The sequence below is a fragment of the Rhodococcus sp. 66b genome (assembly GCF_002076325.1).
Lineage (GTDB): Bacteria > Actinomycetota > Actinomycetes > Mycobacteriales > Mycobacteriaceae > Rhodococcus_F > Rhodococcus_F erythropolis.
Genome location: NZ_MUZB01000004.1, coordinates 175,791 through 197,401 on the forward strand (window position 1 = coordinate 175,791; position 21,611 = coordinate 197,401).

At 61.8% G+C, this 21,611-nt stretch carries 22 protein-coding genes; 12 read left to right on the top strand and 10 right to left on the bottom strand.

Annotated elements, in window-relative coordinates; translation table 11 throughout:
- Positions 1–20 precede the first annotated feature (20 nt).
- Complete coding sequence (locus B0E55_RS08935) at positions 21–437, top strand: PPOX class F420-dependent oxidoreductase (protein ID WP_070795737.1); 417 nt, start codon at positions 21–23, stop codon at positions 435–437.
- A gap of 1 nt (position 438) precedes the next feature.
- Here the strand turns inward: B0E55_RS08935 and B0E55_RS08940 are convergent, their stop codons facing one another.
- The 8 genes from B0E55_RS08940 to B0E55_RS08975 are packed head-to-tail and all read right to left on the bottom strand — an operon-like array spanning position 439 to position 8,866.
- Positions 439–792 carry a winged helix-turn-helix transcriptional regulator gene (locus B0E55_RS08940; protein WP_046379212.1) on the bottom strand — a complete coding sequence of 118 codons (354 nt, stop codon included), beginning with the start codon at positions 790–792 and terminating at the stop codon, positions 439–441.
- Between the two features lie 9 nt (positions 793–801).
- Positions 802–1,695 carry an acyl-CoA thioesterase gene (locus B0E55_RS08945; protein WP_241896038.1) on the bottom strand — a complete coding sequence of 298 codons (894 nt, stop codon included), beginning with the start codon at positions 1,693–1,695 and terminating at the stop codon, positions 802–804.
- The gene (locus B0E55_RS08950) at positions 1,692–2,786 is read right to left on the bottom strand and encodes a CaiB/BaiF CoA transferase family protein (protein ID WP_046379214.1); all 1,095 of its coding nucleotides are present in this window, start codon (positions 2,784–2,786) and stop codon (positions 1,692–1,694) included. The genes B0E55_RS08945 and B0E55_RS08950 overlap by 4 nt, the downstream gene beginning before the upstream one ends.
- Positions 2,787–2,837: 51 nt before the next feature.
- Positions 2,838–3,983, bottom strand: a complete 1,146-nt coding sequence (locus tag B0E55_RS08955; RefSeq protein ID WP_080909554.1) for an acyl-CoA dehydrogenase family protein — start codon at positions 3,981–3,983, stop codon at positions 2,838–2,840.
- 38 nt (positions 3,984–4,021) lie between these two features.
- Complete coding sequence (locus B0E55_RS08960; protein WP_080909555.1) at positions 4,022–5,554, bottom strand: acyl-CoA synthetase; 1,533 nt, start codon at positions 5,552–5,554, stop codon at positions 4,022–4,024.
- A gap of 46 nt (positions 5,555–5,600) precedes the next feature.
- Positions 5,601–6,392: an enoyl-CoA hydratase/isomerase family protein gene (locus B0E55_RS08965; RefSeq protein ID WP_029256164.1), complete on the bottom strand. Its 792-nt coding sequence runs from the start codon at positions 6,390–6,392 to the stop codon at positions 5,601–5,603.
- Positions 6,393–6,409: 17 nt separating this feature from the next.
- Complete coding sequence (locus B0E55_RS08970; protein WP_080909556.1) at positions 6,410–7,567, bottom strand: acyl-CoA dehydrogenase family protein; 1,158 nt, start codon at positions 7,565–7,567, stop codon at positions 6,410–6,412.
- 39 nt (positions 7,568–7,606) lie between these two features.
- The gene (locus tag B0E55_RS08975; protein ID WP_080909655.1) at positions 7,607–8,866 is read right to left on the bottom strand and encodes an MFS transporter; all 1,260 of its coding nucleotides are present in this window, start codon (positions 8,864–8,866) and stop codon (positions 7,607–7,609) included.
- A gap of 443 nt (positions 8,867–9,309) precedes the next feature.
- On the opposite strand from B0E55_RS08975, the gene B0E55_RS08980 reads away from it, so the two are divergent.
- From B0E55_RS08980 to B0E55_RS09030, 11 genes are all read left to right on the top strand, one after another.
- Positions 9,310–10,494, top strand: coding sequence for a lipid-transfer protein (locus B0E55_RS08980; RefSeq protein WP_020908990.1), 1,185 nt, complete (start codon positions 9,310–9,312; stop codon positions 10,492–10,494).
- A 1-nt stretch (position 10,495) separates the two neighbouring features.
- Complete coding sequence (locus B0E55_RS08985) at positions 10,496–10,951, top strand: MaoC family dehydratase N-terminal domain-containing protein (RefSeq protein WP_020970674.1); 456 nt, start codon at positions 10,496–10,498, stop codon at positions 10,949–10,951.
- A complete protein-coding gene (locus tag B0E55_RS08990; RefSeq protein WP_080909557.1) occupies positions 10,948–11,328 on the top strand; it encodes a MaoC/PaaZ C-terminal domain-containing protein in 381 nt (126 codons plus the stop codon). Before B0E55_RS08985 ends, B0E55_RS08990 begins: the two co-directional genes overlap by 4 nt.
- 29 nt (positions 11,329–11,357) lie before the next feature.
- Complete coding sequence (locus B0E55_RS08995; protein ID WP_020908993.1) at positions 11,358–12,161, top strand: SDR family NAD(P)-dependent oxidoreductase; 804 nt, start codon at positions 11,358–11,360, stop codon at positions 12,159–12,161.
- Between the two features lie 29 nt (positions 12,162–12,190).
- Positions 12,191–13,738, top strand: a complete 1,548-nt coding sequence (locus B0E55_RS09000) for a long-chain-fatty-acid--CoA ligase (RefSeq protein ID WP_080909558.1) — start codon at positions 12,191–12,193, stop codon at positions 13,736–13,738.
- A gap of 25 nt (positions 13,739–13,763) precedes the next feature.
- Positions 13,764–14,969 carry a TetR/AcrR family transcriptional regulator gene (locus B0E55_RS09005; RefSeq protein WP_070795732.1) on the top strand — a complete coding sequence of 402 codons (1,206 nt, stop codon included), beginning with the start codon at positions 13,764–13,766 and terminating at the stop codon, positions 14,967–14,969.
- 122 nt (positions 14,970–15,091) lie between these two features.
- Positions 15,092–15,712, top strand: coding sequence for a malonic semialdehyde reductase (locus tag B0E55_RS09010; RefSeq protein WP_020908996.1), 621 nt, complete (start codon positions 15,092–15,094; stop codon positions 15,710–15,712).
- 316 nt (positions 15,713–16,028) lie between these two features.
- Positions 16,029–16,676, top strand: coding sequence for an ABC transporter permease (locus B0E55_RS09015; protein ID WP_019745160.1), 648 nt, complete (start codon positions 16,029–16,031; stop codon positions 16,674–16,676).
- Positions 16,673–17,884: an ATP-binding cassette domain-containing protein gene (locus B0E55_RS09020; RefSeq protein WP_020908997.1), complete on the top strand. Its 1,212-nt coding sequence runs from the start codon at positions 16,673–16,675 to the stop codon at positions 17,882–17,884. Before B0E55_RS09015 ends, B0E55_RS09020 begins: the two co-directional genes overlap by 4 nt.
- A gap of 2 nt (positions 17,885–17,886) precedes the next feature.
- On the top strand, positions 17,887–18,705 hold the full coding sequence (locus B0E55_RS09025; RefSeq protein ID WP_003939758.1) for an ABC transporter permease: 819 nt from the start codon (positions 17,887–17,889) through the stop codon (positions 18,703–18,705).
- Positions 18,702–19,697 carry a glycine betaine ABC transporter substrate-binding protein gene (locus tag B0E55_RS09030; protein ID WP_019745161.1) on the top strand — a complete coding sequence of 332 codons (996 nt, stop codon included), beginning with the start codon at positions 18,702–18,704 and terminating at the stop codon, positions 19,695–19,697. Before B0E55_RS09025 ends, B0E55_RS09030 begins: the two co-directional genes overlap by 4 nt.
- A gap of 27 nt (positions 19,698–19,724) precedes the next feature.
- Here the strand turns inward: B0E55_RS09030 and B0E55_RS09035 are convergent, their stop codons facing one another.
- Together B0E55_RS09035 and B0E55_RS09040 are read right to left on the bottom strand one after the other, a co-directional pair.
- Positions 19,725–20,501, bottom strand: coding sequence for a trans-aconitate 2-methyltransferase (locus tag B0E55_RS09035; RefSeq protein ID WP_020908998.1), 777 nt, complete (start codon positions 20,499–20,501; stop codon positions 19,725–19,727).
- Between the two features lie 44 nt (positions 20,502–20,545).
- Positions 20,546–21,592: a phosphatidylinositol-specific phospholipase C domain-containing protein gene (locus B0E55_RS09040; protein ID WP_198538406.1), complete on the bottom strand. Its 1,047-nt coding sequence runs from the start codon at positions 21,590–21,592 to the stop codon at positions 20,546–20,548.
- Positions 21,593–21,611 lie beyond the last annotated feature (19 nt).

Consider the following 21,611-nt stretch of genomic DNA (forward strand, 5'->3'; position numbering starts at 1 on the left):
TCGTCCCCGAAGGAGAACAGATGGCATTCACGGAAGAAGAAATCGCATACATGCAGTCGCAGCCACTGGCGCGCGTAGCGACGCTCTCACCGCACGGGCAACCAGACGTCGTGCCATTGGCCTTCGAATACGACGGGGCCCACTTCTGGATCGGCGGGGGCGGCCAGAGTGTCCTGAAAACCAAGAAGTTCCGCAATATCGGGTCAGGACAACTCGAAGTAGCCCTCGTCATCGACGACATGCCGTCATTCGAGCCGTTTGTCGCGCGCGGGATCAGGATCTACGGAGTCGCTGAGCGGCCGATCGAAAGGGTAGGAATGGTCGGTCCCGGAATCTATTCACGCATCACTCCGACAGTCTCGTGGAGTTGGAACTTGGCGGGAGAACCGGCAGGTGACACCTGGTACGAATCTCACAAGACTGTTCACACGCAATAGGTCAGTTCGGGCAACTCTCGGGTGGCAGGTTTTCGGCTGCCCACGTTGTCAGTTCACTGAGAGCGGGGAGCAGCGCCTGCCCCGACGCCGTGAGTTCGTACTCCACAGCGATGGGCGGGCCGGCGTCGACGGTCCGCGTGACCAGGCCCGCACCAGCCAGTTCGGTCAATCGGTCCGAGAGCACGGAGTCGCTGATCTTGCCCACTGCACGCTTGAGTTCCGCAAATCCCGCCGGACCACCGAGGAGCGTCGCCAGGATCACCCCGTTCCAGCGTTTGCCGAGAAAGCTGAAAGCGCGCGCCAACGCCGCGTCACAGACGCGTGGTTGGTGCTCGGCTTCGCTCTTCCCAGACATTGCTTCATCCTAGGCCCGAGGCGACTGTGGCCCGTCAACTCGCCGCAAGAGCGACTCCTGGGCGACGGTTGCAGCCAAGACGCCGTCGCGTGTCCAGAAGTGGCCCGTCGAGAATCCCCGACCGTCAGTGGCGGAGTTGCTTTCCTGGGCGAAGAGCATCCATTCGTCGGCCCGGAAAGGTCGGTGAAACCAGATCGCGTGATCAAGTGACGCCATCAGCACTCGCGAAGGTCCGACCATCAACGACCGGTGGGGCTGGATGTCGAGTGAGGCCGTCGATGCCAAGGACAAGTCCGACGCGTAGGTGAGCACACCAGCGTGGAACAACGGTTCGTCAGGAAAAGCGTGATTCGGTTTGAACCACACCGACTGTGCGACCGACCCCCGCTCGCGCTCACCCTCGTCGGCAACGAATCTCATGTCCATCGCACGATGTGTCTTGTTGTCGCGGAACTCGTCGGCGCGCGCACTCGCCCAGCGCTCGTATGGATCGGGAAGGTCCTCCGGAGCAGGTACGACGGGCATCTCCCCCTGTCGATCGGTGCTGTCCTCCGGAAGTTTGAAGGACACGGACAGTGTGAAGATCGGCGTGCCCAGTTGCAGGGCAGTGACCTGACGGGACCAGTACGTACGTCCGTCACGAAGACGACCGACTTCGTAGGTGATGGGCTGCCGCGGATCGCCTGAGCTGAGGAAGTATCCGTGAAGGGAATGCACCACCGCAGTCGCAGGCACTGTCCGACCAGCGGCGGTCAAACCCTGTGCCGCGAGATGCCCGCCGAAGATACGCCCGGGAGAACCTGCGTGACAGTAACCCTGGAATCTGTCGGGTCCGACGTCGTCCAGGCTCAGCAACGTGTGCAGGTCGAAGGACTCGAGTTCTCGCGATTCGGTGAGCGTCACGTCCACAACGTCCCTGCATCGACGGCTTCAGCGGCGGGGGCCGACGGCAGACCCGGATCGGAGCGGGAAAATCGCGGCGCCGGACGATGCTGAGTGACCCCGTCCAGTTCCACGAGCGAACCACGCTGGGCAACATGGGGATTGGATGAGGCTTCCGCAAACGTCAGAACCGGTGTCGTACACGCGTCGGTGCCGTCGAAGATCGCCGCCCACTCGTCGCGTGTCTTGGACGCGAACACATCGGCAAACACCTTCTTCGTGTGCGGCCATGCACTCTTGTCGTTCTGGCTCGGCAACGTCGCGGGATCAAGTCCCAAACCGGCCAGAAGTAGTGCATAGAACTGTGGTTCGACGGCACCGACTGCCATGTATCTGCCGTCGGATGTCTCGTAAGTGTCGTAGTACGGGGCGCCGGTGTCGAGCATGTTCACACCGCGTTCGTCAGACCAGCGTCCGAGACCCCGGAAACTCCACATCATGTGTGACAGCGCCAGCGTCCCGTCGACCATTGCGGCATCGACAACCTGACCCTGCCCGGACTTCTGTCGCTCGAAGAGCGCGGCAAGTACTCCGAACAACAGAAACATCGAGCCACCACCGAAGTCTCCCACCATGTTGAGCGGCGGAACCGGACGCTCACCGGCACGACCTATCGCGTGCAGGACGCCGGTCAGCGAGATGTAGTTGATGTCGTGCCCGGCAGCCTGCGAAAGCGGCCCCTCCTGACCCCATCCTGTCATCCGGCCGTACACCAGGGCTGGATTCCGTTCCAGCGCAACCTCCGGACCGAGGCCGAGCCGCTCGGTGACCCCAGGACGGAAACCCTCGATGAGCACGTCCGCACGCTCGATCAATCCGAGAACAATGTCGACGCCGGCAGGGTCCTTGAGGTCCACCTCGCAGATACGACGCCCACGCTGGGTCTGATCCCGTGGCTGACCGGGACCGGGGATCCGACCGGCGCGTTGAACACGGACGACGTCAGCGCCGAGATCAGCGAGCAACGTCGCTGCGTGGGGACCTGGACCGATTCCGGCAAGCTCTACGACGCGAAGTCCGGCGAGCGGTCCGCGGCCTGTGGTGGTACCCATGATTGTCCCTCGGTTTTCTCTCGAGTCGAAATATTTGTGTAGGTACGGGTTTCAGCCGAGTAATGACGGCAGCGCCCGGGCGAGGTTGCGTTCGTGAATTTGAGAGGCACCTTCGTAGATCCGCAAGGCACGCACATCCCGCCACATACGCGGTACCGGGTGATTGCCGACGATGCCGACCCCGCCGAGCACCTGCACCGCCCGGTCCCCGACCACCGACGCCATCTCGGTGCAGTACAGCTTTGCCGCGGCAATCCGATGACGCGGCGGCGTTCCGCGGTCGAACTCACGGGCGCAGGCGAGGATCATCGCTCGTCCTGCCTCGAGTTCCGCATAGCTGCGTCCGAGCATCGCCTGCACGGCACCGAACTCGGCCAAAGGTTGGTCGAACTGCTCACGAGAGCCCGCGTATTTCATTGCCTCCGTGAGCATCCGAGTCGCCTGACCGACTGCGGTCGCGGCAACGTGGGTGCGAGCCTGGTTGATTCCGCGCATCGCGTGAATCATCCCCAAACCTGTTGCACCGCCGATCAACCGGTCGGCGCTCACCACAACCTCACGCAGGCTGATCTCGGCGACTGGGCCTTCGGCATGACCGTTCATCAATTCAGGCACCCGGGTCTGTACCCCCGGCGATTCCCGATCTACGAGGAAGGATGAAATCTCGCCGTCCGCGGTGCGGGCGAACACCACCAGAACATCAGCCCACGCTCCGTTGGTGATGAAGCGCTTCTCACCGTTGATGACGTAGCCGTCCGGGGTGTGGGTAGCGGTGGCGCGCACGGCGGAGGCGTCACTACCCGCCTGCTCCTCGGTGAGAGCAAACGCCATGACGCACTCCCCCGCCGCCATCGCCGGTAGATACTGTTCACGCTGAGCGTCGGTGCCGTATTCGAGGAGGATCTGCGAAGCCAGTCCGATACTGGTCGAGAATCGGGAACGGTACACCGCCGATGACCGGGTGAACTCGAAAGTCAGCAGCACCTGCTGTTCGACGGTCCACCCCAACCCACCGACGCTCCTCGGAAGCGTGATGCCGAATAGTCCGACCTCGGCCATCCTTGTCACGAGGTCGGCGGGAACCTCACCAGCAGCGACCATTTCGTTCTCACGAGGAATGAGCTCATTGTCGGTGAAATCGCGGATCACCTGCCGATAGGCGTCGAAATCGAGGTCGCGAATCTGTGGGTCGATCACGGTTCTACTCCTGGAAGCATGTTGGGAAGATGGCTGTGTCACCGGTAGGTCTCACGCAGAGTGCGCTTGAGGATCTTCCCTACCGGCGACAGCGGGAGTGCGTCGACGAAATCGACCGACCGCGGCGCCTTGTACCGAGCTATACGCTCGCCGACAAAATCTCGGAGTTCATCACCGCTCGAATTGTTTTCAGGTGTGCGTACCACCACTGCATGTACGCGTTCTCCCCACTTGTCGTCGGGTACTCCGATGACCGCGCAACTGCTCACACCGGGATGCTGGGACAGGGCGGCTTCGACTTCGGCACTGTAGACATTCTCGCCGCCCGAGATGATCATGTCCTTGAGTCGGTCTACGAGAAACACGTAGCCGTGCTCGTCCATGAAGCCGAGGTCACCGGTATGCATCCATCCACTGCGCACCGCGTGCGCCGTCTCCGCCTCGTTGTTCCAGTAACCCATCATGACGTTCGAGCCCCGCACGACGACCTCACCGATATCGCCACGCGGAAGCTCCGTGTCGGTTGCGTCGACAATCCGCACCTCGGTGTGTGGCGCAGCACGTCCCACTGATCGCAGTCGTTCCGGGTGATCAGGATTGCGGTGGTCGTCGTCGCGGAGAAGTGTTGCTGCCGGGGCCAACTCGGTCATTCCGTAGCCCTGGCGCAGTCGAAGATCAGGTGATCGTTCGATCAAGCGCCGAACCAGTGGTTCGGGCATCGGCGATGCGCCGTAGGTGATCGAGGTGAGACTGTCGATCGGCAGACCTGTCCGATCAGCGTATTCGAGCATCGCTTGCACCATTGTCGGCACGAGCAGAGATTGTGTAACTTCCTTCTCTGCAATGGTTTCGACGAGTTTCTCGACGGTGAAGTCCCCCATCAAAACGTGCACGGATCCGGTAACCGAGGCCTGGACCAAACCGGCGAAGGCTGCGAGGTGGAACAGGGGCGCCACGTGCAGGGAGCGGCCTGGCAGATTCGGCTCACCACTACCGGCAAGGACTCCGAGCACCGATGTCAGGATCTGGCCTGCGCTCAGCATGACACCTTTGGGGCGGCCTGTAGTTCCGCCGGTGTACATGAGCAGCGCCAATGCATCGGGATCTGCATGAGTATCGGGAATCGGACCGTGCAGCGCCAAAGCAGAGTCGTAGTCGACCGTATCGCCGGGCAGATCCGCCGCACCGAATACGATCACGGTCTCCAGTACAGCGCACCGTTCACGCAGTTCCAGCGCAGCGGCCAGGCGCGGTCCGTCCACGAGAAGCACTGTGATTCCGGCGTCTTCGATGTGAAATGCCATCTCGTCGGGACTCCAGCGGTTGTTCACCGGGGACGCGACCATCGACGCCCAGGCACAGGCGAAGGAGTATTCGACATACTCGAGACAGTTCGTGGCCAGTATCCCTACCCGGTCACCTCGGTCGAGCCCGTACGACGTGAACATACCGGCCAATCGCGCAACGCGACTCTCCAGTTGAGCGAACGTCAACTGGCGCTGCCCGTCAACGACGGCGATCGCGTCGGGTTCACGCTGGACCGACCGATGTAAACCCTGAGTCAAGTACATTCTCGTTCACTCTCCTGATCCCGATAACAATGTGTTCCAGTTCTTTTCAGCGGCCCGTGAAGTGCGGTACTCGTTTCTCGAGGAATGCCGAGCGCGCTTCCTCCACGTCTTCGGAATACGCGCACGTGATCAGCCGGTCGGCTTCGTCCATCAAGAATTCGGACAGCGGCCGCGACATCGCCGAATCGAGGTTCAGCTTTGCACCACGCACTGCCAACGGTGCCGAAACAGAGAGCCGCTGAACAATTTCCGTAGTCCTCGCTTCCAGCGATTCTTCGGCGAAAGCCTCGTGAATCATTCCGAATGAGGCAGCGCGATCAGCTTTGATTCGTTCGGACAGCAGCATCAATTCCCGCGCCTTCGATGTGCCCGCTGCGCGGGTCAGCAACCACGCCATTCCCATGTCACCGGACATTCCAGCCCCCAGGAAGGCCGTGTTGAACATCGCATCGGCTCCGGCATAGCGAAGATCGCACGCCAGAGCGAGACTCAAGCCGGCGCCCGCACAGCCACCGCGAATCACCGCCACCGTAGGCTTGGGATGCTGCACCAAAGTTGGTATCACCCGTGAAACATCAAGCAAGCGAGTGCGATCCTCTTGCTGTGAATCACCCCGCACTACACGGCTCGACCGATCACCGGACTGATCGCGACCGACCGAAAAGTTCCCTCCAGCGCCCGTGAGCACGACGACTCTCACGGCCTCGTCACCGGCGGCCGACGTAAGCGCGTTCTGCAGCTCGGTGAGCAGCGTGTACGTAATCGCGTTGCGTCGATCCGGTCGGTTCAGAGTCATCGTGGCGACACCGTCATCGACGTCGTAGAGAAGCTCTGCCATGGTTTCCCTCGATTCGTTCAGAACCCGGCCGCTTTGGCGATGATCGTCTTCATCACTTCGTTGGTTCCGCCGTAGATGCGCGACACACGGGTGTCCGCGTACAGACGCGCGATGGGGTATTCCAGCATGTAGCCGTAGCCCCCGTGAAGCTGCAAGCACTTGTCGATGACCTCGGCTGCCGTCTCGGTGCAGAACAGCTTTGCCTTGGCGGCGTCGGCAACACTGAGGTCGCCGGTCTCGTGTAATTCCAGAGCCCGGTCGACCATGCACTGAGCAGCCTCCACCTTGGCGATGCACTCGGCGATGACGAACTTGGTGTTCTGGAACTCCGCCACCGCCTGGCCGAACACCTTGCGGTCACGCACGTAGGCAGAAGCGAACTCGATAGCTCCGACGGCCGCGGCGGTCTGGGTGACCGCGATCATCAGTCGCTCCTGCGGAAGGTTGTTGGCCAGGTAACCGAACGCTGCGCCTTCCTCACCGAGTAGATCCTCGGCCGGCACCCGCACGTCGGTGAAGGAAAGCTCTGCCGTGTCCGAAGTGCGCATGCCGATCTTCTCGAGCTTGCGACCGACCTCGTAGCCTTCGCTCGACGTGTCCACTGCGAGGATGCTCAACCCGGCGCGACGGTTCGCTGCCGTCGGCGGTGACGTACGGCAGATCACGAGAACCCGATCAGCCTGAACGCCGCCGGTGATGAATGTCTTTGCGCCGTTGAGAACATAGTGAGTGCCGTCCTCGGACCGTTTGGCCGTGGTCTTGATGCCCGCCAGGTCCGAGCCGGTGCCCGGTTCGGTCATCGCGATGGCAGTCATCATGTCGCCACTGATGAAATCGGGCAGCCAACGCTGCTTCTGCTCTTCGGTTCCGTAGGTCAGGATGTATGGCAGGACCAGGCCGGTGTGTACACCGAATGCGCCAAAGCTGACTGCCGCACGAGCCGTCTCTTCGGTCAGGGCAGCCTGGAACTTGAAGCTTGTTTCACCCGCTCCGCCGTACTGCACGGGAACCGTCATTCCGAGAACGCCGAGCTTGCCGAGCTGGCGATAGAAGTCGCGGGGCACCATGCCCTCGCGCTCCCAATCGGAGAAGTTGGGCACTACCTCGGCTTCGATGAAGCTACGGATGACCTTGCGGAAATCCTCGTGCTCTTCGTTGAATACTGTGCGCTGCATTGTTTCTCCTGGATATTGTGAAATGAAAGTGAGTAGTGCTCAGCCGAGGATTCGCACCCGATCGCGGGTGGCGTTGACGGCGCAGAGCGCGATGACGGCACCGATGACAGTCGCGATTCCGAAGATCTGGAATGCGGTGGCGTATCCCTCGGCCGGGGTTGCGGCGCTGTCGACGATGACGCCGGTGAGGTAGGGAGCGATCAGACCGCCGGTGGCCATCAGAGCCATGAAAACACCCAGTACCGAGGCCATCTGCTGCGGCGGGCAGATTTCGGAGATCGCTGCGTTGAACTGCGGAATGATGACCGTCCCGATGCCGTAACCCACTGATACCACGAGCACCGCAACGATCGGAGTCTTGATGAACGGCATGCTGACGAGGGCAAGCCCACAGATCAGCAGGGCAATTCCGGGAACGATACCGCGCAGGATCCGAGAGCTGGCACCCCGCGCCATCAGCCTGTCACTGATCGACGTGCACAGGAACATGAAGAACAGTCCCGCGATGCTGGGAATGCCGAACATGGTTCCCGCCTGAACCCGCGAGTATCCAAGTCCCACTTCGAAGTACGACGGCAGCCACGTGAGCACCACCGTGATGAGAGCGTACATGGTGAACACCGCGGCAAGCGCACCGAGGAATGTCGGCGTGAAGAAGATCTTCGTCAGCGGCACCTTAGCGACAACCACCGAGTCTGTGGCCGTTGTGGTCTCCCGCTCGGACTTCCTGACCGGCCGCTGCATGTACGGCCCCTCTTTCCAGGTGAACAACCACAGGACGCACCAGACCACGCCGACCCCGGCAAGGATGACGAACGTTGCTCGCCACCCCCAACTGGCTACAGCCAAGGCCATCAGCGGCGCGATCGCAATCTTCGCGATAGAGGCACCGGAAGCCAGGAAAGCTCCTGGCAGACCACGCTTTTCCGCAGGATGCCACGAGTAGACACCCGTGTGAACCAGCGCACCCGCTGGTCCCTCGAAGAATCCGAGCATCATGCGCGTGAACAGAAGCATGCCGAAACCGGCAACCACGACGAGCGGGATCATCGACGCTGCCCACCCCAGTGAGAGCAGAACCAGCAACCACCGCAGCGACATCCACTTGTGCAGTACCCCGGCAAAGAAGCCACCGACGGTGAAGGCCAGGAAGAATGCACTGCCGACCAGTCCGATCTGTGCAGAGGTCAGCCCGAATTCCTTGGCCAGCGGCTGTGCAACCAGGCCGAAGACTGCCTTGTCAGCCCAGTTGACGACGACAAGGAGAACGAGAACTCCGGTGAGCCCCCATGCCCGCACTCGGGATTCCCCTACTTCTCGCGGTGGTGCGGCGGTGGGAAGAGCCGGCTTGCTCAACGTCATTCTCATCGATCCTCTCAGGCAAGTGCGACAACTGCGCCACGGAGTGAGCGCAATGCGAAACAGAAGCTGGGTGAACTGATCTCAGCACCGAAGTACTGGATGCGGGACTCGGAGACCGGTCCGGTGCCAACCCGATGTGGTCGATTCGTGGTCGATTCAACCGCCGGGCACCTACTCTGTGACGCACGCCACCTTGCCGCCCAGAAAGTAAATCATCAATCGACACTCCGACGCAATAGCCTCGTGAAATTGTCCACCTTCGTCGACAATCTGCCGGATATCGCGACGAAAGTCCCTCGTAAATACGCATTGTGACCCAGTAGACAAAACTCGAATGGTGGTGTTAAGTAAATCTTCATCCGATCATTTAGGAGACAATCGTGACCAGAAAAGTCCATGTTGCCGGAGTGGGAATGATCCCGTTCACCAAGCCGGGCAAGAGTGAGAACTACAACGTCATGGGAGAGACGGCCGCCCGTGCCGCCCTCGACGACGCCGGTATCGACTACTCGCTGGTCCAGCAGGCCTATGCCGGCTACGTTTACGGCGATTCCACTGCCGGACAGGCCGCCGTCTACGGTCTCGGGCTCACCGGAATCCCGGTCATCAACGTCAACAACAACTGCGCCACAGGCTCGTCGGCCCTTTTCCTCGCACGCCAAGCCGTCGCGAGCGGCGCCGTCGAATGCGCATTGGCTGTCGGCTTCGAGCAGATGAAACCCGGTGCGCTCAAGCGGGTCTGGGACGACCGCCCAGCGCCGATGTTCCGTTTCGACGATCTGATGACCGAGATCCAAGGCGTCCACGACGCACCGCGCGCAGCCCAGATGTTCGGTGGCGCAGGACTTTCGCACATGGAGAAGTACGGCACCAAGCCCGAGACCTTCGCAAAGATCTCGGTCAAGGCCCGTAAGCACGCGGCCAACAATCCCAACGCGGTCTTCCGTGATCTTCTCACCGAAGAGCAGGTGCTGGAGTCACCGCACATCTTCGGCCCGCTCACTCGTTACCAGTGCTGCCCACCCACCTGTGGCGCCGCTGCCGCTGTCGTCTGCAGCGAAGAGTTCGCCCGCAAGCACGGGCTGGCGGCTGACGTAGTGATCGAGGCACAGGCCCTGACCACCGATACACCAAGCACTTTCGAGGACCGCGACATGATGAAGGTCGTCGGCTACGACATGACGGCTGCCGCAGCTGCGCAGGTTTACGAAGCCGCAGGCATCGGACCTGAGGACGTTCAGGTCGTGGAACTGCACGACTGCTTCTCCGCCAACGAACTCATCACGTACGAAGGTCTTGGCCTCACGCCCGAAGGTACTGCCGAGAAGTTCATCCTGGACGGCGACAACACCTACGGCGGACGAGTAGTCACCAACCCGTCGGGAGGCCTGCTGTCAAAGGGCCACCCCCTCGGCGCCACCGGTCTTGCCCAGTGCGCCGAACTGGTCTGGCAACTGCGCGGTCAGGCCGGCAAGCGGCAGGTCGAAGGAGCACGAATCGGACTGCAGCACAACCTCGGACTCGGCGGTGCGTGTGTGGTCAGCATCTTCAAGAAGGTGGGCTGACATGGCGCTCGATCCGTCCGTCGTCGGAACGATCATCCCGGGCCACGAGGCACTGGTCGAGCGCGGACGCCTGCGCTTCTTCGCCCAGGCCATCGGTGAGACCAACCCGATCTACGGAGACGTCGAGGCCGCCAAGGCTGCGGGGCATCGTGACCTGGTGGTACCGCCGACATTCCTGTTCTGCCTCGACATGGAAAAACCGGACCCGTTTGCCCTGGTCCGATCGCTGAAAATCGACATGAGGTACGTCCTGCACGGCGAGCAGTCCTTCGAATATCACGCACTCGCCTATGCCGGCGACACACTTGCCTACAACGGCAAGGTCACGGACGTGTACTCGAAGAAGAACGGCGCCTTGGACTTCCTTGTCCGGACCGCCGAGGTCACCCGCGACGGCGAGTTGATCGCCCGCCTCACCAACACCCTGGTCGTTCGAAACCCTAAGGCGCAGAAATGAAAACAGGTGACGTTCTTCCCTCCCTGGAATTGCCCGAGATCAGTCGCACCACTCTCGCGCTCTACGCCGGAGCTTCGGGTGACCACAATCCGATGCACATCGATCTCGACGTCGCTCGCTCCGGCGGAATGGACGACGTGTTCGCACACGGCATGCTCTCGATGGCCTACCTCGGTCGATTGCTGACCAATTACGTTCCGCAGGAACGCATCCGCGCCTACAGTGTTCGCTTTGCCTCCATCACACCGCTGCACGCCAAGCCGACGTGCACCGGGACCGTCACCAAGGTCGAGGACGGCCTGGCCCATCTCGATATTGCCGTCACTCTCTCCGACGGCACCGTCACCCTGCGCGGCGACGCCGTCGTAGCCGCTTGAAAACTCTCTCTACCGAAAGGAACCCCGACATGGGCAAGCTCGACAACAGGACAGCACTCGTCACCGGATCCGGCCGTGGTATCGGCCGCGCCATCGCCATGAAGTTCGCCGCGGAAGGCGCGAGCGTCGTAGTCAACGATCTTGATCCGGGCCCGGCCAAGGAGACGGTCGAGGAGATCATCGCGGCCGGTGGCAAGGCAGTGGCGTGCGTCGGTTCGGTCACCGAAGAAGGTTTTGCGGATCGATTCGTCAACACCGCAATCGATACCTTCGGCGGCCTCGACATCATCGTCAACAATGCCGGGTTCACCTGGGACAACGTCATCCAGAAGATGACCGACGAGCAGTGGGACACGATTCTCGATCTGCATCTGAAGGCACCGTTCCAGATCCTGCGCGCCGCTCAGCCCTACATCAAGGCCAATCCCACCGACTACCACCGCAAGGTTGTCAACATCTCCTCCAATGCCGGAGTGGTGGGCAATGCCGGACAGTCCAACTACGCAGCCGCCAAGGCCGGGATCATCGGCTTGAGCAAGACCCTTGCGCGTGAGTGGGGTCGTTACAAGGTCAACGTCAATGCCGTTGCGTACGGTCTGATCAACACCCGCCTGACGGAAGCGTCGGCGGACGGTAACTCGACCATCGACGTCGAGGGTCGCGAGATCAAAGTCGGCGTCAACCCGCAGCTCCTGGCGGCAGCCGAGCGGACCATCCCACTGGGCCGCGCCGGACGTCCGGACGAAGCGGCCGGCGCGGTATTTGCGCTCTGCCTGCCCGAAACCGACTACGTCAGCGGCCAATGCCTGGTGTGCGACGGCGGCAGTCGCTGACCTCACGTTTCCCGAAAGGAGCGGTCCCCATGTACTTGACTCAGTCTCTGCAACGATCAATGCAGCAACGCCCTGACCAGCCCATGACCGTGTGTGGGGACCGTTTCCGCACCTGCGCCGAGGTCGGCGGGAGAGTAACCCGTCTTGCGGGCGCTTTCCGTGACCTCGGTGTGCAGGTAGGCGATCGCGTCGCGATACTGTCGCTCAACTCCGACCGCTATCACGAGTACTTCTTTGCCACCTGGTGGATGGGAGGCGCGGTCAATCCGCTCAACACCAGATGGAGCGCTGCCGAGATCGCTTTTGCGCTGGACGATTCCGATACACGAGTGCTGGTCGTCGACGACACCTTTCTGCCGCTACTCGACGAGGTACGGGTGTTGTTCCCACAGCTCGCCGTAGTGATACATGCCGGCGAACTGCCGACGCCGGCCGGCGCTCTCGACTACGAGAATCTGATCGCCTCGAGCGAACCCACACCGGACCTGCGACTCGGCGGTGACACCCTGGCCGGAATCTTCTATACCGGCGGAACCAGCGGTCACCCCAAGGGGGTCATGCTCACCCACGCCAACCTCGTGACGTCGAGCCTCGGCGCAGTGGCCAGTAACAGAACGCCTGGTACCGACGGCCTGGCTCTGATCACCGCCCCGATGTTTCATCTTGCGTCGCTGGCAAATTGGATCGGCCGTAACACTGTCGGGGCGACGTTGGTGATTCAGCCAAGTTTCGAACCGGCCACCGCACTGCGCTTGATCGAGCAGCACAAAGTTACGTCGATGCTGTTGGTACCCACGATGATTCAAATGCTGATTCGTCATCCGGACCGGACGAACCGGGACCTGTCCAGCATCCTGGCCGTGCAGTACGGTGCTTCCCCGATCTCCGAAACCTTGCTTCGGCAAGCGCAACAGGCTTTTCCGCAGGCAGCCTTCATGCAGGGGTACGGCATGACCGAGGCCGGACCCGGACTCACCAGCCTGAGCGCAGAAGATCACGTCGACGCGACCCGCCTGAAATCTGCCGGTCGGCCGATGGGACACGTCGAGATTCAGGTGGTCGACGAGAACGGCAACGAGCTTCCTCGCGGTGAGGTCGGCGAAATCATCGCCCGCGGCGGCAACATCATGTGCGGCTACTGGAATCGGCCGGAAGAAACACGATCGGCATTGCGCGACGGTTGGCTGTACACCGGCGACGGAGGCTACATGGACGAAGCCGGGTATCTCTTCGTCGTGGATCGGCTCAAGGACATGATCATCTCGGGTGGTGAGAACGTCTATTCGACGGAGGTCGAAAACGCACTGGCCACACATCCGGACGTAATCAGCTGCGCTGTGATCGGCGTACCCGACGATCAGTACGGCGAACGAGTCCACGCGGTCCTGGTCGTGCGTCCCGGGGTGTCTTTGACGTGCGAAGAAGTCCGCGCACACTCGAAGACGCTGATTGCCGGCTACAAGTCTCCGCGAAGTATCACCATCGTCGAGCAAATGCCCGTGTCCCCGGCTGGCAAGATACTCAAGAGAGAACTCCGCAGGCAGTTCTCCGACTTGGCAACCAGCACCATCACCTGACCACGCCACCGACCTCGAGGGCCCCATGACGATCGATACATCGGACGGCACACCTGCGGCCTCGCCGGACCGGCCGGCCGCGCCGAAAACGACCCCGAAGAAGACGTTGCGCCCACGCAACCGCAAGGCGCAGATCATCACCGTGGCTCGTGAACAGTTCGGCCGCTCGGGGTACCACAACGTCAGCATGGAAGGCATCGCGTCTGCGGTGGGCATCACCGCAGGCGCGCTGTACCGCCACTTCCCGAACAAGCAGGAACTCCTCGCGCAGGCAATGCTCGACGGCTCGTCTTCGATCCTCGCGATCCTCGACGAGGTCGATCGAACCGATTCCAAGGTGGTCTTCACGGCACTGGTTCGTTACGGACTCGACAACAACTTCCGTAGTCTTCTCTTCGATCAGGAGGCCCGTAACCTGACCCCCGAGCGCAGAACGGAGGCGCGTGCCGGAGTTCGGGAAGTCACGAGCCGGGTCGCAGCCGCCCTTCGACACGAGCGTCCCGACCTGTCGGTTCCCGATTCCGTCGTTCTGGGGTGGGCACTCACCAGTATCGCGTTCAGCCCCGCTCGACACCGCACGACGCTTCCTCGGAAGCGCTTCGAGGCTTTGTTGGCCAGGTTGTTCGATGTCGTTCGTACCGCTCCGGTCCTTCCCGAGGAGCCGGCGGCACAGCCCCAGCCGACTTCGAACTTCAGCCACACTTCGCGTCGCGAAAGTTTGATGGGCGCCGCAATCACGCTGTTCGATCAACGCGGCTACCGATCCGTGACAATGGACGACATCGGCAGCGCCGCCGGTGTTCCGAGTTCGAGCATCTACACCCATTTCGGAAGTAAAGCCGAAGTGCTGCAAGCAATTCTGGCCCGCGGGAACGAAACACTCCGGCTCGGCCTGGTCCAGGCTTTGAGGAACGCAGACTCACGGGAAGACGCGATTGCCCGCGTCGTACATTCGTACACCAACTCGGTGATCTCACCCGACAGCGCGATTGCCATTCTCATCGAAGAAACAGCGAACTTGCCCGAAGAAGCGCAGGCCTCGACGCACATTGCACAACGCGAGTACATCGACGAGTGGGTACACCTGCTCGGCAACGAAACTGCGGATGCGCGGGCGACGGTGTTGGCAACCATCAGCATGATCAACGACCTCACGCGCGTCCGCCTCGAATCACGACAGTGCGCGATCGAGGATCTGGCGGTGAGGATTCTCGCCACCCAGACGGTCTGACTCGTCACTCCCCAGCGCTGAACCCTACGACTGGTGCTACCGTATCCAAGTACTTTCTTTTTACTAGCAACTAGCTTTACCGGGTAACGCTCGGATGAGCTACAACGGAAACGGAACCACCGATGTCACTCGACGCAGCCACCCCATTTACCGCACAGCAGCTCGACGCAGCCGGCCGTGAACTGCTCTTCACAGCAGCCCGCACGGCAAACTCCTTCTCCAACGAACCGGTCACCGACGACGAACTGACTGCGATCTGGGAGCTCGCAAAGTGGGCACCGACCGCGGCCAACACCAATCCACTGCGCGTGCTGTTCGTGCGTACGGAGGAGGGCAAAGCGCGCCTCGTCGAGCACATGTCCGACGGCAACAAGGCCAAGACCGCATCGGCGCCTGCTGTCGCGGTTCTTGCCGTTGACACCAAGTTCTACGAGCACATTCCGGCACTGTTCCCCATCCGTCCGGAGATGAAGGACTACTTCGAGTCCGACGACGCTGCCGCCACATCGAGCAGCAAGTTCAACGCCGCACTGCAGGCTGGTTACGTGATCCTCGCGATTCGGGCGCAGGGCCTGGTCGCCGGCCCGATGGCCGGCTTCGACGCCGACGGCATCGACGGCGAGTTCTTCGCGGACGGACGCTTCAAGACCACCCTGGTGGTCAACATCGGCCATCCCGGCGAGAACCCGTGGTTCGACCGTCTGCCGCGGCTGTCCAATGAGGATGCGCTCAGCTGGGCCTGAGGCCGACTCGTACAGTTCCCACAATGCGGGAGGGTTCTCCGGAGCCCTCCCGCATTGCTGTCTCGAGCGTTTGCTGTCTCCAGCACGTTTCAACTCCGCACGCAGTGGGTACCTACCCGCGTCCCGCAAAATCTCACGTCCAGAACAACATCCGACACGCTGCAATCGGAATTAGTTGCAGTATCTCAGTTTTTGGACGACAGTCGAGGGAAACCCCTCGGCCTACGGAGGCTGCGGGGAAAGCCCTTGTGCGCCGGTCGGTGTCGAGGGAAGACGTTCGAGCGAGCAGAAGTCCGAAGAAAGTGGGTTCGGAAATATGGGCGCCCTATGGGATTTTGTCGTTGCACGACGACAACAATTGATGACCGACTCGTACCTACATGTTTCAGCAGTTATCCAGTCCGTGATCATCGCGACGATTGCCGCCGTGATCATCGGCATTCTCGTCTACCGGAGCCCGGCGGGATCCTCCATCGCTACGGCGTTGGCCAGCACGATCCTGACGGTTCCTTCATTCGCTCTCCTCGGACTGCTCATTCCGATTCTCGGTCTCGGCGTCGCTCCCACGATCACCGCGTTGATCTTGTATGCCCTGCTCCCGATCATTCGGAACACGATCATCGGTCTGGATGCGGTCAACCCGGCGATCACGGACGCAGCCCGCGGTGTCGGAATGAATCGCATGCATGTTCTGAGTCGAATCGAGCTGCCGATCGCGTGGCCGTCGATCCTCACCGGCATGCGGGTCAGCACACAGATGCTCATGGGCATCCTCGCCATCGCGGCGTACGCCAAGGGTCCTGGTCTGGGAAACCTGATCTTCTCCGGACTCTCGCGCGTCGGTAGCCCGAACGCTGTTCCTCAAGCGCTGGTCGGCACCGTACTGATCGTCATTCTCGCTCTGATTCTCGACGGAATCTACGTCGTCATCGGTCGTCTCACTACTTCGAAGGGGCTGCAATGACTGAAACCATTCCGTCTGATGTATCTGCAGATCAGAAGGTATCCGGGGTCGAGATCGTTCTCGAATCCGTGACCAAGCGTTACCCGGGCCAGAAAGCTGCAGCGGTGGACAATGTTTCACTGACTGTTCCGGCCGGTGAGATCGTGGTCTTCGTCGGACCTTCGGGTTGCGGCAAGACGACGACGATGCGCATGATCAACCGTCTGATCGAACCCACCTCGGGCAAGATCACCATCGACGGCAAGGACGCGCTGTCCATCGACCCGGACAAGCTTCGCCGCGGCATCGGCTACTCGATTCAGCAGGCAGGATTGTTCCCGCACTTCACCATTGCGAAGAACGTCGCGACCGTCCCGGGTCTCATCGGTTGGGACAAGAAACGTATCGCAGCTCGCACCGACGAGATGCTCGACCTCGTCGGCCTCGATCCCGATACTTATCGCGACCGCTACCCTCGCCAGTTGTCCGGTGGCCAGCAACAGCGTGTAGGCGTGGCGCGGGCCCTGGCTGCAGATCCCCCCGTCTTGTTGATGGACGAGCCTTTCGGTGCCGTCGACCCGATCACCCGCGGCCTGCTGCAGGACGAACTGATGCGTCTGCAGTCGGAGTTGGGTAAGACCATCGTCTTCGTCACCCACGATTTCAACGAGGCAGTCAAACTCGGTGACCGTATTGCCGTGCTGGGCAATCAGTCCAGCATCATGCAGTACGACACTCCGGAAGCGATTCTCGCCAATCCCGCAAACGACATGGTCGCGGGATTTGTCGGGGCGGACGCCTCGCTCAAGCAGCTGACCCTGACACGCGTGCGCCAGATCAAACTCAAGCAGTGCCTCACCGCCCGCGAAACCGATTCGGTCGATGATTTGAGAACCGCACTCGCAGCGCGTAAGTGGAAGTGGGCCTTGATTCTCGATCAGCGTGGACGGCCGCTTCGCTGGGTCTCGCCCGGCCACCTCGCCCATGCGTCGACGCTTCGAGGTGTCGGTAACGAGATCGGCGAAGCCGTGTCCATCCAGTCCACCCTGCAGGATGCCTTGGAGGCTCTTCTCGCCGAAAGCAATGCGTCCACTGTGGTCACCGGACGGCGCGGCGAGTATGTCGGTCTCATCACCATCGACACACTGGTCAGCCATCTCTCCGAGATGCGCGAGGAGCATGCGCACGACCACGACGAAGAGCCAGACACCGAGAACGTCGAGGGTTGAACATGACTGCCACGACAGAGGAGCGCGTCTCCGCGCCTGAGATGGAACCGGACGCCCCCGATCTGGGTGCGGCCGAGAACGCCGCCACGCGCCGTGCGGAACGGATGCGACTGTATGTGCAACCGGTCATCGTCCTGATCCTGGTTGCGGGCGTGTTGATCTGGGCATTCAGCCGAGATCTCAACGCGACGCAGAAGGCGAGCATCAATCTCGACAACATCGTCACACTGACCTGGCAGCACGTACTGATCACGGCCGCCGTGGTCATCATCGTCGTCGCCATCGCGGTTCCACTCGGAACCCTGCTGACCAGGCCGAAATTCACCCGATTGGCACCGTTCTTCGTGGGAATAGCCAACATCGGAGCCGCGGCGCCTGCCATCGGCCTGCTCGTGCTGTTCTATCTCGCAACAAGAACGACGGGCTTCTGGATAGGCGTGTTTCCCATCGCGTTCTATTCGCTGCTCCCGGTGCTGCGCAACACCATCCTCGGCTACCAGCAAGTGGACAAGACCTTGATCGATGCCGGGCGCGGGCAGGGAATGTCTTCGCTCACGGTCCTGCGTCAACTCGAATTCCCGATGGCCGTCCCGTACATCCTTGCAGGACTGCGCACTTCGCTCGTTCTGGCAGTCGGCACCGCGACGCTGTGCTTCCTGGTCAGTGCCGGCGGGCTCGGCATTCTGATCGACACCGGATACAAGCTCCGCGACAACGTCACCCTCGTGGTCGGTGCCGTACTGGCGGTGTCGTTGGCCTTGCTGATCGACTGGCTCGGCGCGCTCGCCGAAACTTATCTCGGGCCCAAGGGATTACGATGACCAAGACTTCGATCACCAGAACGTGGGGCTGGAAAGTCGCGGTTGCCACGATCGGCCTCACACTTGTCGCTTCGTGTGGCCTCGAGTCCGGTGGCGCACTGCCCCTGGCTGTCGGTCCCGGCAGCATCGAGCCGGTTCCGGAGCTCGAGGGTGTGAAGATGACCGTCGGCTCCAAGGACTTCACCGAGCAGATCGTGCTCGGATACGTCATCGAATTCGCGATGGCCGCTGCGGGCGCAGATGTTCGAGATCTCACGAATATCCAGGGCTCGAACAGCACCCGTGACGCACAGTTGAACGGGCAGATCGACCTTGCGTACGAGTACACCGGGACCGGCTGGATCAACTACCTCGGCAACGAGACTCCGCTTCCCGATTCGCAGGCGCAGTTCGAGGCCGTCCGTGATGCGGACCTTGCTGCGAACGACATGGTGTGGACCGATCCGGCGCCGATGAACAATACGTATGCATTGGCGATGAGCAAGGAGACCGCTGAGAAGACCGGCGTCAAGACGGTTTCCGACTACGCGAAGTTGGTCGAATCCGATCCCGGCGCCGCGGTGACGTGCGTCGAGACCGAGTTCAACGTCCGCCAGGACGGATACCCCGGTCTGGCAGCGAAATACGGTTTCGACGCCTCGCGTGCCCAGCGCCAGATCCTGCAGACCGGCATCATCTACCAGGCGACAGCCGACAGCGATCAGTGCAAGTTCGGCGAGGTGTTCACCACCGACGGTCGCATCATCGCACTCGATCTCGTTCTGCTCGAAGACGATCTGCAGTTCTTCCCGAAATACAATCCGGCATTGGTCATGAAAAAGGACTTCGCGGAAGCACATCCGGAGGTTGCCGAAGTCATGGCGCCGATCTCGGAGAAACTGACCAACGAGGTGATGACCGAGCTCAACCGGCAGGTCGACGTCGACGGCAAGGAGCCGGCGGACGTGGCTCGCGACTGGCTGGTCTCGGAAGGCTTTGTCACCGCTGAGTGATCGGCGGACCGCAGCACAGCCGAGTAGTTACCGCTTGCGTCCCACGCAGAACACCCGCCGGAACGGAAACAGCGTTCCGGCGGCTGTTGCGGGATACGCCTCCCGCAGCAGATCCGAATACTGGCGCTCGAACTCCGGAGCGTCGGCCTCGCCGAGAACGTCCAGCACCGGCCGAAGTCCAGTCCCCCGAACCCATCCGAGCACCGGATCGGCACCGGCCAGCACGTGTACGTACGTCGTTTCCCAGGCGTCGACGTCGAATCCGTGCTCCTGCAGACGCTGCGCGTACGCAACCGGACTGTCGACGCCTTCCGGGCCGCGTAGGACGCCGCCCAGTCGCTCGCTCCATTCCGCGGACTCCGCGAGGCTTCGCATGAGCGCATGTGACGGTGCATCGAAGTTTCCCGGAACCTGCCACGCCAGCCACGACCCGGATGCCAGGGTGTCCGCCCACTGGTCGATCAGCTCACGGTGGCTCGGAACCCACTGCAATGCAGCGTTACTGACGACCACGTCGTAACCCGTGGCATCGAAGGACATGATGTCCCCCAACTCGACGGTGACGTTTCCCGGTAGGTCTGTCGGGGCCTGCGCCACCATTTCGGGAGACGAATCGAAACCGGATACCGAGGCGTCCGGCCATCGTTCCCCCAGCATCGCGGTCAAGCTACCTGATCCGCAGCCGAGGTCGGCTACCCGCGTCGGGTCTTCGGTCGCCACCCGTGACACCAGGTCCACGAACGGGCGTGACCGCTCACCCGAATAGCGGCCGTAGACTTCGGGATTCCACGTGACAGTGCGCATGAACCCATCCTGCACCCTGTTCCTGAGAATTGCCGCCCTCTAGATCACCGACGCGGCACCACGGTGGACAATACGTTCGGCAACCTCGACCAGTCCGCGGTGATGTAACTTGCGTGATCACCCGCCAACCGGTCGAGACGCTCGCTCGCCTCGGCTTCGGTGGCATGCGCACCGTCGATCTGTGGAGCGACCTTGTGCGCGTCGGTCATGACGAGCAGGTAGCCACGATCGTGGTACCACTGCGGATCCACAACGCCCGAGGTGTAATCGAGGGCGTCGCCGTCGAAGATCACGAACCACGGGCGGATGCCCGGGTCGGCGTAACGGTCGATTCGTGGGTCTCCCGGTGACGCCCGGTGAACAGCGGGAAAGGCGGCGCCGAGTTGGACGAGTCCGGCAGCGGACAGATCTCGCAAGTGCGTCGCGTACTGCCGGTCGGTCCACTCCGTGTCGAGCGGGTTTCCCTCCTCGATCGTTCCCGGAATCAGCTCGAACAGAAATTTGCCGCTCATCTCGGACATGGTCGGCCATCCACGGTCGGTGACGGCGGCATCCGGGGTCGAGTAGGACTCACCCATCAGATCGGATGGAGTGAAGACCGCGTCGCCGAGAGTCCCGAGGATCAAGGCGTCGAGATCGGCAGGTCCGCGTCCGTAGCCGGTGGTGAAACCGTCCTTGAGTTCCAACTTGATCATCACCGGAGGATGCTCGGGGTCGGCTTCGTGCCACGCCCGCATATCTGCCAGGCATCCGCGCAGTCCCTGATCTCGCTGACCACTTCGCAACCCGGATGCGTCCTGCGCACCGACGCAGTTGCTGTCACTCACCACCGGATTCATGTGCGAGACACGCCAGTCCGGACCACCGCCGTTGGTCCACAGATCCAATTCGAGCAGCGAGGCCCCGGAGTCCAAAGCGTCGGCGAAGTACGGAAACGTCGCCTTCTCGTAGGAATTGTGGACGCCGACGGACGTGGTCTCGGAGAACGAGCGAGCTCGGTCCGCAGTCGCCTCGGCACCGGCCGTGGGAGCCGAGACGACCGAGACGACCGCCGCGAATGCACTCACACCGGCTACCAGAATTCCACGCATGTTCGACACTCTCGCAGAA

Bases quoted from the DNA above. Each gene is read 5' to 3' on its own strand.
- B0E55_RS08940 (WP_046379212.1), bottom strand. From the start codon at position 792: ATGTCTGGGAAGAGCGAAGCCGAGCACCAACCACGCGTCTGTGACGCG.
- B0E55_RS09005 (WP_070795732.1), top strand. From the start codon at position 13,764: ATGACGATCGATACATCGGACGGCACACCTGCGGCCTCGCCGGACCGG.
- B0E55_RS08935 (WP_070795737.1), top strand. From the start codon at position 21: ATGGCATTCACGGAAGAAGAAATCGCATACATGCAGTCGCAGCCACTG.
- B0E55_RS08985 (WP_020970674.1), top strand. From the start codon at position 10,496: ATGGCGCTCGATCCGTCCGTCGTCGGAACGATCATCCCGGGCCACGAG.
- B0E55_RS08995 (WP_020908993.1), top strand. From the start codon at position 11,358: ATGGGCAAGCTCGACAACAGGACAGCACTCGTCACCGGATCCGGCCGT.
- B0E55_RS08965 (WP_029256164.1), bottom strand. From the start codon at position 6,392: ATGGCAGAGCTTCTCTACGACGTCGATGACGGTGTCGCCACGATGACT.
- B0E55_RS09015 (WP_019745160.1), top strand. From the start codon at position 16,029: ATGGGCGCCCTATGGGATTTTGTCGTTGCACGACGACAACAATTGATG.
- B0E55_RS09035 (WP_020908998.1), bottom strand. From the start codon at position 20,501: ATGCGCACTGTCACGTGGAATCCCGAAGTCTACGGCCGCTATTCGGGT.
- B0E55_RS09025 (WP_003939758.1), top strand. From the start codon at position 17,887: ATGACTGCCACGACAGAGGAGCGCGTCTCCGCGCCTGAGATGGAACCG.
- B0E55_RS09020 (WP_020908997.1), top strand. From the start codon at position 16,673: ATGACTGAAACCATTCCGTCTGATGTATCTGCAGATCAGAAGGTATCC.
- B0E55_RS09000 (WP_080909558.1), top strand. From the start codon at position 12,191: ATGTACTTGACTCAGTCTCTGCAACGATCAATGCAGCAACGCCCTGAC.
- B0E55_RS08970 (WP_080909556.1), bottom strand. From the start codon at position 7,567: ATGCAGCGCACAGTATTCAACGAAGAGCACGAGGATTTCCGCAAGGTC.
- B0E55_RS08950 (WP_046379214.1), bottom strand. From the start codon at position 2,786: ATGGGTACCACCACAGGCCGCGGACCGCTCGCCGGACTTCGCGTCGTA.
- B0E55_RS09010 (WP_020908996.1), top strand. From the start codon at position 15,092: ATGTCACTCGACGCAGCCACCCCATTTACCGCACAGCAGCTCGACGCA.
- B0E55_RS08990 (WP_080909557.1), top strand. From the start codon at position 10,948: ATGAAAACAGGTGACGTTCTTCCCTCCCTGGAATTGCCCGAGATCAGT.
- B0E55_RS09040 (WP_198538406.1), bottom strand. From the start codon at position 21,592: ATGCGTGGAATTCTGGTAGCCGGTGTGAGTGCATTCGCGGCGGTCGTC.
- B0E55_RS09030 (WP_019745161.1), top strand. From the start codon at position 18,702: ATGACCAAGACTTCGATCACCAGAACGTGGGGCTGGAAAGTCGCGGTT.
- B0E55_RS08960 (WP_080909555.1), bottom strand. From the start codon at position 5,554: ATGTACTTGACTCAGGGTTTACATCGGTCGGTCCAGCGTGAACCCGAC.